This window comes from Tistlia consotensis USBA 355 (assembly GCF_900177295.1).
GTDB lineage: Bacteria > Pseudomonadota > Alphaproteobacteria > Kiloniellales > DSM-21159 > Tistlia > Tistlia consotensis.
In genome coordinates, this window is record NZ_FWZX01000020.1 from 1 (window position 1) to 12363 (window position 12363).

Sequence of the window (12363 nt, forward strand, 5' to 3'; positions counted from 1 at the left end):
TCCCCGTCGAGCGCTACCAGCCCAGCCGGCGGGCCTTGCCCGAGCGCCTGCCGGCGATCGAGTACGAGCCCGAGGACGTCGTGCGCTGGGTCGACCAGAACGGCTGGATCAGCTACCGCGGGCGGCGCCGCAAGATCGGCAAGGCCTTCCGTGGCACCCCGGTCGCCCTGCGCCCCACCCAGATCGACGGACGCCTCGACATCTTCTTCTGCCATCAGAAGCTGGCGTCCCTCGACCTCACCGAGCAGACTGAGCTCAAACCCGTCCACAATGTCCCCGAACGGGTGTCCACTATGTCCCCGGTCTGAACAGCTTGTCGAAGGGCGAAGCGAATTGGGAGCGTGGAGGACCGTTGCCCCCCTACGGCAGCAGGATCGTCGAGCCCGTGGTCTCGCGTGCCTCCAGGGCGCGGTGGGCCTCGGCGGCAGCGCGCAGCGGGAAGGCGCGCGGTGGCTCGAGCTTCAGGATGCCGCGCTCCAGGGCCTCGAAGAGCCGGCCGGCGAGGCCGCGCAGCTCGGCGGGGTCGGAGGTGTAGTGGCCGAAGTTGGGGCGCGAGAGGCGCGCCGACTTCGCGGCATAGCCGGCGACGTCCTGGGGCGGGATCGGGCCGGAGGCCTGGCCGTAGGAGACCAGGTGGCCGCGGATCGCCAGGGCCTCGAAGGAGCGCGCCAAGTTGTCGCCGCCGACCGCGTCGTAGACCACGTCGCAGCCGCGGCCCCGGGTGATGTCGAGCACCGCCTCGACGAAGTCCTGGCGGCTGTAGACAATCGGGAAGGTGCAGCCGTTGGCCCGCGCGATCCGGGCCTTCTCGTCGCTGCCGACCGTGCCGATCACCGTGGCGCCCAGGTGGCGGGCCCACTGGCAGAGCAGCGTGCCGACGCCGCCGGCCGCGGCGTGGACCAGGACGGTGTCGCCCTCCTTCACCGTGTGCACCCGGTGCAGCAGGAACTCGGCGGTCATGCCCTTGAGCAGCACGGCCGCCGCCGTCGCGTCGTCGAGCCAGTCGGGCAGCGGCACCAGCAGGCCGGCGTCCATGGTGCGCAGGCGCGCGTAGGCGCCGGGCGGCGCGCAGGCGTAGCCGACCCGGTCGCCGGGCATCAGGCCGTGGACGCCCGGCCCGACCTCGGTGACCACGCCGGCCGCCTCCATGCCCAGGATGCCGGGCGGCTCGACCAGGCCGAAGTAGCCGGTTCGGCAGTAGACGTCGATGTAGTTGAGGCCGATCGCGCCGTGGCGCAGGCGGACCTGGCCGCGGCCCGGCGGCGGCACCGGAACCTCGCGCCAGGCCAGGGCCTCGGGCCCGCCGTAACGCTCCAGCACCACCGCCTCGGTCGTGCCCGCGGTGCCGGCGGGCGGCTCCGCGCGCGCCTCGGCGGGCGCCCGCCGGGGGGCCGGCGCGGGGGCCGGCCGCACGGCCCGCCCCGGCCGTCGCAGGCCGAGGCGCTCGGCGACGGCGCGGAAGCCGGCCTCGTAGATGCCCTCGCCGACCAGCGCGGTCAGCTCGCCAGCGCGCGCCGGCGGGCAGTCGAACTCGCTGCGCCATTCCCAGAAGGTGCGTCGGCCGTCGGTCACCGGCTTCAGGCGGACATGGGCGACGTAGCCCTCCAGCGGGATCGGCGCTTCGAGCAGGCAGTAGCTGAAGGCATGCTCGCGGTCGTCGAGCGCCAGCAGCTGCTCGCGGATCTCGCCCGAGCCGTCGGCCAGCGCGAAGAGCCGGACGCAGCCGACCTGGTCGCCGCGCCGGCCGCCCTCGATGACACTGCGCGCGACCGCGGGATGCCAGTCCTCGTGGCCGTTGAAGTCCCGGATCACCGACCAGACCGCCTCGACGGGGGCGTCGAGGACGGTCGACTTCACGACGCGGGGCATGGGGATGCCCCGTGATCTGCCGCTCCGCGGCCGCCGTCTGGGTCACCCTTCCCCCTGTCGTCCCCGCCTCTCTTTCCGTCATCCCTGCGAAAGCAGGGATCCAGAGGAAAGGGCCGTCCTCGCGAGCCTTCGGCCGTCCGTGCGAGCGGCGTCGTTCTCTGGATCCCTGCTTTCGCAGGGATGACGGCGGAGAATGTGGGGATGAGGCGGGAAAGGGTAGGCACGATGAAGAGAAGGCGTGCGATGACGGAAGAACAGCCGCCGAAGGAAGGGGCCGCTCCTCTGCGGCCCCGCCCCTCACCCGAAAGCCGCAAGCGGCTTTCGACCCCTCCCCCGAGGGGAGAGGTGACGGACCGCCCGATCCTCACCCGCCGAAGCGCTGCTTCAGGGCGTCGAAGCCGCCCTGGAAGACGCCGTTGCCGACCGTGGCGGCGAGCTCGGCCTCCTTGCCCGGAGGCGTGTCGAACTCGGCCGACCACTCCGCGAAGGTGCGGTTGCCGTCGGTCACCGGGGTCAGCTTCAGGGTCGCGACGTAGTTCGTGACGCCGAGCGGCGATTCCAGGATCGCGTAGGAGCAGGCCATGTCGAAGTCCGACAGGCTGAGCAGCCGCTCGCGGATGTTGCCGCCACCCTTCAGGTTGAAGTTGCGCACGCAGCCGATGCGGTCGCTCGGCAGGTCGCTCTCGATGCGGCTGTCGGCGATCGCCGGGTGCCAGTCCGGCAGGGCGTTGAAGTCCCGCACCACGCGCCAGACCTGCTCGGCGGGCGCACCGAAGACGCTCGAGACGTAGACCTTGATCATCGCTTCCTCCCCGATCCCGGTTGTTCACTCCTTCGGCTTTGTACCACCGTTGGCCGGTCCCAGGGCCGCGACCGGTCCGCCGACCGTCCCCAGCGGGTTGCTGAGCCGGCCGATGTCGCCGCCGTTGAGCCCGATCTCCTGCAGCAGCGAGTCGATCAGCGGCGCCTGGGCGCGGTAGCGCAGGGCCGAGTTGACGACCTGGTCGGAGAAGCCGCCGCCGCCGTAGTCGCCGCCGACGCCGCCGTGCCCGCCGCCGGAGCCGCCGCCGAGGCCGTCGACCTGGAGGATCTTGATGCCCTCGATCTTCTCCATCGGCTTGACGCTCTCGCGGATGATCGACTCCAGCTTGTCGATCAGGCGCAGGCGCGCCTCGGAGCCGCGCGACTGGTCGCTGAGCACGTTGAGCGCCTCGTTCATCTGGCGCCGGCCCTCGGCGTCGATCTCGTAGCGCAGCTTGGCGGCCAGCGCCCTGAGCTTCTCGGACTCGGCCTCGCCTTCGGCGAGCAGGCGCTGGGCCTCGGCCTTCTCGCCCGCGGTCAGCTTCTCGGTCTCGGCGGCCAGGCGCGCCCGGATGCCGTCGCGCTCGGCCTCCTGGCGGGCGACGACCAGCTCGATCGCCTTGCGCCGCTCGGCGATCTCCAGCTCGCGCGCCGAGAAGGTCCTCTCCTCGGCGACGATCGCCTTGGCGCGCACCGTCTCGGACTCGATCAGGGCCTCGGACTGCTCCCGGGACTTGCCGGCGATCTCGATCGTGCGGTCCAGCTCGGCGATCTCCAGGACCTTGCGGCGCTCGACCTCGAGGCGCCGGACCTCGCGATCCTGGACGATGCGCGCCTCCTCCAGCGCGGTCTCGGTCGCTATGCGCGCCCGCTCGACGTCCTCGCGGGCCGAGATCTCGGCCTCCTCCAGGGCCTGGCGGCGGCCGACCTCGAGGGACTGCAGCGCCTTCTCGCGGGCGATGCGGTCCTCCTCGAGCTGGCGGTCGCGCTGGATCCGCGCGCGCTCGACGGCGAGCAGGGCCAGCAGCGTCTCGCGCTCGGTCTCGGCATCGGCCTTGGCCTTCTGCCGGGCCTTCTCGGCCAGCGCGATGGCGCGGTCCTGCTCGGCCAGCTCGACGGTCTTGCGCCGCTCGATGTCCATCCGCTCGGTCTCGGCCTGGCTGGCGATGCGCTCCTCCTCCAGGGCCTTGTCGACGGCGATGCGGTCGCGCTCGGTCTCCTCGCGGGCGCGGATCTCGGCCTCCTCCAGGGCGCGGCGGCGCCGCACCTCCAGGGTCTGGGTGTCCTGCTCGCGCTCGATGCGGGCCTGGTCGAGCGCCCGCTCCTGCTCGATGCGCGCCCGCTCGGTGGCCAGGCGCGCCGAGATCTGCGCCTCCTCGGCCTCGTTCTCGCGCTCGGCGCGCTCGCGCTCGACCTCGGCGCGCTGGGCGGCGCGCCGCGCCTCGACGTCGCGCTGCTGCTCCAGCCGCGCGAACTCGCTGTCGCGCTCGATCTGCAGCGCCATCTTCTCGGCCTCGAGATTCTTGTTCCGAATCTCGATCATCGTGTCCTGCTCGATGTCGTTGCGGATCTTCTTGCGCCGCTCGATCTCCTCGGTCAGGCGCGTCAGGCCCTCGGCGTCGAAGGCGTTCGAGGGGTTGAAGTACTCCATGTTCGTCTGGTCCATGCCGGTCAGCGAGACCGCCTCCAGCTCCAGACCGTTGCCCGCCAGGTGTTCCGAGACCACGGTGCGGACGCGCTTGACGTACTCGCCGCGCTGCTCGTGCAGCTGCTCCATGGTGAACTCGGCGGCGACCGAGCGCAGGGAGTCGACGAAGCGGCCCTCGACCAGCTCGCGCAGGGCGTCCGGCTGCATGGTGCGCCGCCCCAGGGTCTGGCCGGCGAGCGAGATCGCCTGCTTGCTCTGGGCGACCCGCACGTAGAACTCCGCGACCACGTCGACGCGCATGCGGTTCTTGGTGATCAGCGCGGCCTCGCGGTCGCGCCGCACCTCCAGGCGCAGCGTGTTCATGTTGATCGGGATGACCTCGTGGACGATCGGCAGCACGAAGGCGCCGCCGTCCTTGACCACCTTCTCGCCGCCCCAGCCGGTGCGCACGAAGGCCGTCTCCTTGGTCGAGCGGCGATACAGCCAGTTGAGGAGCCACACCACCACGCCGATCACGACCACCAGGACGATCAGCCCCAGGACGATCCATCCGATCGTTGCACCCGACATCCTACCCTCCCTCGTACATGCGCGGCCGCGGCGGACTCAGCCGCGGCCGATCGCCTTGAACCTCTTGGTCTGCTCGGTCAGCGCCACCTCGGTCGGCAGCCGCTCCATCGAGGAGGCGCCGTAGAAGCCGTGGCATTCCCTGCAGTGCTTCAGGATGAACTCCGCGTCCCCGGGCTGCGCGATCGGTCCGCCGTGGCACAGCACGATCACGTCGCGCCGCGCCTTGAGCGCCGCCTCGGCCCAGGCGTCGATCTTCGGCACGCAGTCCTCCAGGGTCAGCGCCGTCTCGGCGCCGATCGCGCCGCCGGTGGTCAGGCCCAGGTGGCAGACCACGATGTCGGCGCCGGCCTTGGTCATCTCGGCGGCGTCGTCCTCCGAGAAGACGTAGGGCGTGGTCAGCAGGTCGAGCGCGCGGGCCTGGCGGATCATGTCGACCTCCAGGGCGTAGCCCATGCCGGTCTCCTCCAGGTTGGCCCGGAAGGTGCCGTCGATCAGCCCGACGGTCGGGAAGTTCTGCACGCCCGAGAAGCCGAGCTCGGCGAGCTGCTTCAGGAAGGGCCCGGTCAGCATGAAGGGGTCGGTGCCGTTGACCCCGGCCAGCACCGGCGTCGACCGGACGACCGGCAGCACCTCGCGGGCCATCTCGACGACGATCTCGTTGGCGTTGCCGTAGGCCAGCAGGCCGGCCAGCGAGCCGCGCCCGGCCATGCGGTAGCGCCCGGAGTTGTAGATCACGATCAGGTCGATGCCGCCGGCCTCCTCGCACTTGGCCGAGAGGCCGGTGCCCGCGCCGCCGCCGACGATCGGCCGTCCCTGGCGGATCATCGTGCGGAACCTGTCGAGGATGGCGCGGCGTTCGATTCTGGGCACGGGCTCAGCTTCCGGTGGTGGTTGCGGGACGGGTGGAGGCCGGACGGGCGGAGGTCGGACGGGCAGAGTCGGGGCGCGCGCGGCCGCGCGGCCCGGCGATCTCGCGGAAGGCCTCGACCAGGGCCCTGGAGAAGGCCGGGTCGTTGAGGTTGTGGGGCAGCCTGACCAGGCGCCGGTTGGCCGAGGGCCGGAAACCGCGCTCGATCGCCTGGAACAGGGCCTTGTCGGCCTCGGGGTCCCAGAAGGCCTGGCCCGGCGCGTCGAGCAGCGAGACGCCGCCCTCGGGGATCAGGAAGCGCAGAGGCCCCTCGCAGCGGTTCAGCCGCTCGGCGATCCAGCGGCCCAGCTCGGCGTTCTCCTCCGCCGTGGTCCGCATCAGGGTGACCTGCGGGTTGTGCTCGTAGAGGGTCCGGCGCCGGAACCTCTCCGGCACCGTGTCGTGGGCACCGAAGTTGACCATGTCGAGCGCGCCGCAGGAGCCGACGTAGGGGATGCGGCTGCGCGCGATCGCCCCGAAACGGTCCTCGGTGGCGGCGAAGACGCCGCCGACCAGCAGGTCGGCGACCTCGGTCGTGGTGATGTCGAGCACGCCGGCGAGCAGCCCGGAATCCGCCAGCTTCTCCATCGACTGGCCGCCGGTGCCGGTGGCGTGGAAGACCAGGCAGTCGAAGTCGCCCTCCAGGGCCTGGGCCACGGCCTGCACGCAGGGCGTCGTGACGCCGAACATGGTCAGGCCGATCGCCGGCTTCTCGTCGGCCGGCTCGTCGCGCCCGGCGCCGGCGATCATGCCGGCCAGGGCATGGGCGGCGTTGCCCAGGACCTGGCGCGAGATGCGGTTGATGCCCTGCACGTCGGTCACCGAATAGATCATGCAGATGTCGGTCGGCCCGACGTAGCGCCCGACGTTGCCCGAGGCGACGGTCGAGACCATGACCTTCGGCAGGCCGACCGGCAGGCGCTGCATCGCCGGGGTCGCCAGCGCCGTGCCGCCGGAGCCGCCGGCCGAGATCACCCCGCCCAGGTCGCGGCGGGTCGGCAGGAAGCGCGCGAAGGCCTCGGCCATGGCGGCGACCGACTGGCCGCGGTCGCCCGAGAAGACCGCCTGGCTGCCGCGCGGATGGTGGAAGGCGACCTCCTTCGGCCCGACGTCGGCGGTCGAGGGCCGGCCGCTCGTCGAGAGGTCGACGGTGACGACGCGCAGGCCGGCCTGGCGCAGGGCGCGCGCCAGGAAGCCGAGCTCGGTGCCCTTGGTGTCGAAGGTGCCGACGACGTAGGCGGCCCGGTCCAGGGCCTCGGCGGCGGAGAGGCGCGGCGCCTCGGGCGGCGCCTGGTCGAGGCGGTTGCGGCCGCCGTCGACCCAGCGGTCGCGCGGGTCCGGCTCCGGCGCCGGCGGGCGCGCCAGGGGGTTCGCCTGGCTCCAGCGCGTCGGCGCCGGCGTCGCCGGGGCGCCCGAGCCGGCGGCCAGGGACTCCGGCCCCTCGGCCCGGCGCACGCGGAAGACCCGGGTGCGCTCCTCGGCCGGCGGCGGTGCCTCGATCGCCGTGTCGGCCTCGCCCCCGTCACCTCCCAGGTCCCCGGCATCGTGGCGGCCGACGCCGAGCAGGCGCTGCTGCAGGGCGGTGTCGGCCTTCAGCTCGGCGGCCGGCATCTCGCGGGCGATGCGGCCGTTGATCATGACGCCGACGCGGCTCGCGATGTCGAGCGCGACGCCGATGTTCTGCTCGATCAGCAGCACCGCGATCTCGCCCTCGGCGGCGAGGTCGTGGATCATCCGCTCGACCTGCTCGACGATGACCGGGGCCAGGCCCTCGGTCGGCTCGTCCATGACCAGCAGCCTGGGATTGCTGAGCAGCGCGCGGCCGATCGCCAGCATCTGCTGCTCGCCGCCCGAGAGCTGGGCGCCGCCGCTGCGCTTGCGCTCGGCGAGGCGCGGGAAGGTCTCGTAGACCCGCTCGACGGTCCAGGCGGCGTCGCGGCCGCCGCGCGCGGCCAGGCGCAGCGTCTCGTCGACCGACAGCGAGGGCCAGACGCGGCGGCCCTGGGGCACGTAGCCGACGCCCATGCCGGAGATCTGATTGGGCGCGCGGCCGACCAGCTCGCGGCCCTGGAAGCGGATCGAGCCGGAGGTCGGGCGGACCAGGCCGGCGATCGCCATGCAGGTCGTGGTCTTGCCCATGCCGTTGCGGCCGACCACGGCGAAGACGCCCTCCTCGAGGGTCAGGTCGACGCCGTGCAGCGCCATGGCGTGGCCGTAGTGGACGACCAGCTCGCGGATCTGCAGCATCGGGGCCCTGGTCTTCGGCTCGGCGCCGGGATGCCTAGCCATGGCCGCCTCCCAGGTAGATCTGCTGCACCTGGGGATCGTTCTCGATCTCCCCGGGGGTGCCCTCTTTGAAGATCCGGCCGTTGTGCATCATCGTGACCCGGTCGACGACGCGCAGGGCGACGTCCAGGTCGTGCTCGATGATGATGTAGCCGATGTGCCGCGGCAGCGAGCGCAGGATCTCGATCAGCTCGCGCCGCTCGCGCGCCGACAGGCCGGCGGCCGGCTCGTCGAACAGCACCATGCGCGGCGCCCCGGCCAGCGCCATGCCGATCTCGAGCTGGCGCTGCTGGCCGTAGGCGAGGTTGGCGACGACGGTGCCGGCGACGTGGTCGAGGTGGACCAGATGGACCAGCTCCCGGGCCGAGCGCAGGGCCGCGTCGTCGCGGCGCGGCCGGCGGAAGGAGTAGCGGCCGCGCGAGACGCCGCGCACCGCGAGATAGAGGTTGTCGAGCACCGACAGGCCGCGGAACAGCAGCGAGTGCTGGTAGGTGCGCCGGAGGCCGCGGCGGATCCGCTCGTGGACCGGCAGGCTGGTGACGTCCTCGCCGAAGAACTGGATGCGCCCCGCGGTCGGCGGGAAGTCGCCGGTGATGGCGTTGAACAGCGTCGTCTTGCCCGCGCCGTTCGAGCCGAGCACGGCGCGGCGCTCGCCGGCCGTGACCTCGAGGTCGACGGCATCGAGCGCGACCAGCGCGCCGAAGTGCCGGCTCACGCCCTCCAGACGGAGGGCGTGAGCGACACCGGCCCCGGAAAGCCGGGCCCCGGAAAGCCCGGTCGCGGACAGGGACGACCGCTCGGCCATCACCGGCTCCTCGGGTTCCCGCGTTCCGTCCCGGCCGTCACGGGCAGGACGGGTTGTCGCGGCTGACCGGACCCATGGCCAGGAACTTGTCGCGGTCCATGCCCAGGGTCTGGTTCACCTGCGGGATGATCTTCACGACCTTGTTGAAGAGCTGGCCCTTGTCGTTCGCGGCCACCTCGGTCAGGAAGATGTCGGCGACCGCCTGGCGGTTCTGGTCCAGGTGGACCTTGCCGGTCGGCGTGTCGAACTCGTGGGTCGACATGTACTCGCGCAGCTTGGCCTGGTCGTTGGAGAGGTCACCCTTGACCGCGTCGAGGGACTCCAGGACCGCCAGGGTCGAGATGTAGTAGCCGTGCGCGAACAGCGAGGGGCTCGGGAAGCCGTCCGGGAAGGCGTCCTGATAGGCCTTCACGAACTTCTTCCATTCGGGATTGTCCCAGTTGTCGGCGATCGGGCCGGCCGAGGGCGTGCCGATCAGGTAGTCGCGCTTCTTGCCCTTGGTGCCGAGCACCGTCTGGTCGACGGTGATCGAGCCGCCGATCATCGGCTTGTCGCCGCCGGCCTGCTCGTACTGGGTCAGGAAGTTGACCGCGTCGGCGCCGCCCAGGGCGACGTAGATCGCGTCGACGTCGCTCGGGATCGAGTAGACGATCGAGGAGTAGTCCTTGTTGCCGATCGGCACCCAGAACTTGTCGACGACATGGCCGCCCAGGCGGCAGAAGTCGTTCATGAAGCCGAGCACCTGGGTGTAGGGGAAGGAATAGTCCTCGGCGACCGTGACGACCTTCTTGTAGCCCTTGTTCTTGAAGGCGTACTCGCCCAGGCCGGCCTGCCACTGGGCGCCGTCCGTCGTGAAGCGGAAGAAGTTCGGCGCCGGGTCGCGCAGCGTCGTGTCCTGGGCGGCCGAGGTGCCGTTGACGAAGCTCGTGCCCAGGTGCTCCTTGGCGTAGTCCTTGATCGCCAGGCCCTCGGAGCCCGACAGCGGGCCGACCAGGACGTCGACCTTGTCCTGCTCGACCAGCTTCTTGGCAGCGCGGATCGCGCTGTCCGGCGAGGCGTCGGACGAGCCCTCGATCAGCTCGATCTTCTTGCCGCCGGCCATGTAGTTGTGCTGCTGGAGCGCCAGCTTGACGCCGCGCATCGAGTCCTGGCCGAGCACCGCGAAGGCCCCTTCGAGGGTGGCCAGGGCGCCCATCTTGATCGTCTCCTGCGCCTGGGCCGGGCCCACGGCCCCCCAGGCCAGGACCGCCACCGCGGCGGCGGTCATCAGCGAACGTCTGGAAAGCATCGTCATCTCCTTGTTTCCTCCCTCCTCTGTGCACCGGCGGCGGCCGGGGTCTTCCGGCTTCTTCGTGGTCCGGCGGTCCTTCCGATCAGTCCCGTGGGCGGCGCTCCCTGGTCAGCGCGGCGCGCGCCTCCTCCCAGAGGCCGAGCAGGCCGTCGGGCGAGAACAGCACCACCGCCAGGAAGCAGAGGCCGATCACGGTGTTGAAGCGCTCGCGGTCGATCAGGTCGATCGCGAAGTTGTCGAGCAGCACGAAGGCCAGGGCGCCGACGAAGGGGCCGATCGGATGGCGCAGGCCGCCGAGCACGGCGATGATCAGGATGTCGATGACCGGGCCGACGCCGATCGTGCCCGGCGAGATCCGGGTGTTCAGCCAGACCAGCAGCAGGCCGCCGAGCGCCGCCATGAAGCCCGAGGCGGCGTAGGCCGCGACCTGGTGGCCGGTGACGTGATAGCCGAGCGCGCGCATGCGCCGCTGGTTGTCGCGCAGCGCCTGCACGGTCAGGCCGAAGGTCGAGCGGCGCAGATAGACGACGGCGGCGTAGCAGAGCGCCGAGACCACCAGGGTCAGGTAGAAGAAGGGCAGCGGCTGGCGCCAGTCGAGGCCGAAGAAATGCGGCGGCTCGACCTGGGCGAAGCCGTTGAAGCCGTTGAACAGGTCGTAGTTCTGCCGGGTGAAGTAGAAGAAGGCGACGGCGATCGCCAGGGTGATCATGATCGTGTAGATGCCGGCGGTGCGCGAGGCCAGCAGGCCGATCATGGTGGCGAAGGCGGTCGCGATCAGCAGGCTGAGCGGCAGGGTCAGCCAGGCGCTCCAGCCCAGGCTGATCGCCTCGGCCGAGCTGTGGCCCAGGATCGCGAAGAAGTAGGCGGCGCAGCCGGCGACCGACATCTGCGCCAGGCTGACCATGCCGCCGTAGCCGGCCAGGAACATCAGCGACAGCGCGATGATCCCGAGGATCATCGAGTAGGCGCCGATCTGCACGATCCAGAAGCCGTTGGCATAGAGCGGGAAGGTCAGCAGGACCAGGGCGAGCGGCAGGTAGGCCCAGCCCTTCGGCAGCCGCAGCGGCGCCCGCTCGACGGCGGCGCCGGGCGCCGCGGCACGCGCGCGGTCGTCGGAGATGCTGGCCATCAGCCGCCCCTCCCGAGCAGGCCCTGGGGCCGCCAGACCAGCACGCCGACCATGATCAGGAAGGTGTAGACCACGCCGTAGGTCGGGCTGTAGACGAGGCCGAGCTGCTCGGCGAGGCCGATCAGCACGGCGCCGACCGCGGCACCGGTGACGCTGCCCATGCCGCCGACGATGACCACGATCAGCGAGGCCAGCAGGTAGCGCGTGTCCTCGCCCGGGGCGATCGACAGCGCCGTGCCGCCGACCACCCCGGCGAAGCCGGCGAGCCCGGCGCCGACCGCGAAGACGACGCAGAAGACCAGCTGCACGTTGACGCCCGAGGCCGCCAGCATGTCGCGGTCGTCGACGCCGGCGCGGATCATCGTGCCGACCTTGGTCTTGTTGAGGAACAGCCAGAGCCCGACGCCGATCACCACGGCGGCCAGGAACAGGATCAGGCGGTACTCCGAATAGCCCATGCCGACCATCGGCAGCCTGACCGTGCCGTCGATCCAGTCGGGCGGGATGAACTGGTAGGTCTGGCCGCCCCACTGCCAGAGCATCAGGTCGGCGAGCACGATCGACAGGCCGATCGTGACCAGGGTCTGGCGCAGGTCCTGGCCCTCCATGCGGCGGAACACCAGGAGCTGCAGCGCCAGGCCGGCCAGCGCCATGGCCAGGAAGCCGATCGCGACGCCGAAGAACCAGCTGCCGGTCGCATCGGCCGCCGTCCAGCCGATGTAGGCGCCGGCGAGATAGAGCGAGCCGTGCGCCAGGTTGACGTTGCGCATCAGGCCGAAGACCAGGGTGAAGCCGCTGGCGACCAGGAAGTAGAGCGCGCCCAGGGTCAGGCCGTTCAGCACCGTCGCGATGAAGCGCTTGTCCTGGCCGGTCAGCTGCCACCAGCCGGCGCCGAGGCCGACGAGGAAGACCACGGCGACCAGCAGCGCCGCGAGCACGGCCGCCGCGATCCAGCGCTGTCGCCGGGTCAGCGGCAGCCGCCGGGGACCTGGAAGCCCTGGCGCGGAAAGGCCGCGCGGCAGGCCCGGATCTCGTGCGATGTCGGCCAAGGGAGGCT

Annotated in this window: 9 protein-coding genes and 1 pseudogene; 1 reads left to right on the forward strand and 9 read right to left on the reverse strand. The window is 71.5% G+C overall.

Going from position 1 to position 12363, the window contains the following annotated elements; genetic code table 11:
- Positions 1–308, forward strand: a pseudogene (locus tag B9O00_RS33125) (IS481 family transposase); the annotation flags it as partial.
- Positions 309–360: 52 nt separating this feature from the next.
- Here B9O00_RS33125 and B9O00_RS20645 read toward each other — a convergent pair.
- The 9 genes from B9O00_RS20645 to B9O00_RS20685 all read right to left on the reverse strand — a co-directional run bounded on the left by B9O00_RS20645 (position 361) and on the right by B9O00_RS20685 (position 12355).
- The gene (locus tag B9O00_RS20645; protein WP_085124627.1) at positions 361–1869 is read right to left on the reverse strand and encodes an SRPBCC family protein; all 1509 of its coding nucleotides are present in this window, start codon (positions 1867–1869) and stop codon (positions 361–363) included.
- 364 nt (positions 1870–2233) lie between these two features.
- Positions 2234–2671: an SRPBCC family protein gene (locus B9O00_RS20650; RefSeq protein ID WP_085124628.1), complete on the reverse strand. Its 438-nt coding sequence runs from the start codon at positions 2669–2671 to the stop codon at positions 2234–2236.
- A 24-nt stretch (positions 2672–2695) separates the two neighbouring features.
- Complete coding sequence (locus tag B9O00_RS20655; protein WP_085124629.1) at positions 2696–4888, reverse strand: flotillin family protein; 2193 nt, start codon at positions 4886–4888, stop codon at positions 2696–2698.
- Between the two features lie 36 nt (positions 4889–4924).
- Entirely contained in the window at positions 4925–5758 is an 834-nt protein-coding gene (locus B9O00_RS20660) for a phosphoenolpyruvate hydrolase family protein (protein WP_085124630.1), read from the reverse strand.
- Between the two features lie 4 nt (positions 5759–5762).
- Positions 5763–8084 (reverse strand): ABC transporter permease, encoded by a 2322-nt coding sequence (locus B9O00_RS20665; RefSeq protein ID WP_085124631.1) that lies wholly within the window; start codon positions 8082–8084, stop codon positions 5763–5765.
- Positions 8077–8796, reverse strand: a complete 720-nt coding sequence (locus tag B9O00_RS20670) for an ABC transporter ATP-binding protein (RefSeq protein ID WP_235017166.1) — start codon at positions 8794–8796, stop codon at positions 8077–8079. Before B9O00_RS20670 ends, B9O00_RS20665 begins: the two co-directional genes overlap by 8 nt.
- Positions 8797–8923: 127 nt before the next feature.
- Positions 8924–10174 carry an ABC transporter substrate-binding protein gene (locus tag B9O00_RS20675; protein ID WP_089229757.1) on the reverse strand — a complete coding sequence of 417 codons (1251 nt, stop codon included), beginning with the start codon at positions 10172–10174 and terminating at the stop codon, positions 8924–8926.
- An 85-nt stretch (positions 10175–10259) separates the two neighbouring features.
- Positions 10260–11306: a branched-chain amino acid ABC transporter permease gene (locus B9O00_RS20680; RefSeq protein ID WP_085124634.1), complete on the reverse strand. Its 1047-nt coding sequence runs from the start codon at positions 11304–11306 to the stop codon at positions 10260–10262.
- Positions 11306–12355 carry a branched-chain amino acid ABC transporter permease gene (locus B9O00_RS20685; RefSeq protein WP_322111209.1) on the reverse strand — a complete coding sequence of 350 codons (1050 nt, stop codon included), beginning with the start codon at positions 12353–12355 and terminating at the stop codon, positions 11306–11308. The genes B9O00_RS20680 and B9O00_RS20685 overlap by 1 nt, the downstream gene beginning before the upstream one ends.
- Between the last annotated feature and the right edge of the window lie 8 nt (positions 12356–12363).

Excerpts from the sequence above, each read along its gene's own strand:
- B9O00_RS20680 (WP_085124634.1), bottom strand. The coding sequence starts at position 11,306 with ATGGCCAGCATCTCCGACGACCGCGCGCGTGCCGCGGCGCCCGGCGCC.
- B9O00_RS20665 (WP_085124631.1), bottom strand. The coding sequence starts at position 8,084 with ATGGCTAGGCATCCCGGCGCCGAGCCGAAGACCAGGGCCCCGATGCTG.
- B9O00_RS20675 (WP_089229757.1), bottom strand. The coding sequence starts at position 10,174 with ATGCTTTCCAGACGTTCGCTGATGACCGCCGCCGCGGTGGCGGTCCTG.
- B9O00_RS20645 (WP_085124627.1), bottom strand. The coding sequence starts at position 1,869 with ATGCCCCGCGTCGTGAAGTCGACCGTCCTCGACGCCCCCGTCGAGGCG.
- B9O00_RS20650 (WP_085124628.1), bottom strand. The coding sequence starts at position 2,671 with ATGATCAAGGTCTACGTCTCGAGCGTCTTCGGTGCGCCCGCCGAGCAG.
- B9O00_RS20655 (WP_085124629.1), bottom strand. The coding sequence starts at position 4,888 with ATGTCGGGTGCAACGATCGGATGGATCGTCCTGGGGCTGATCGTCCTG.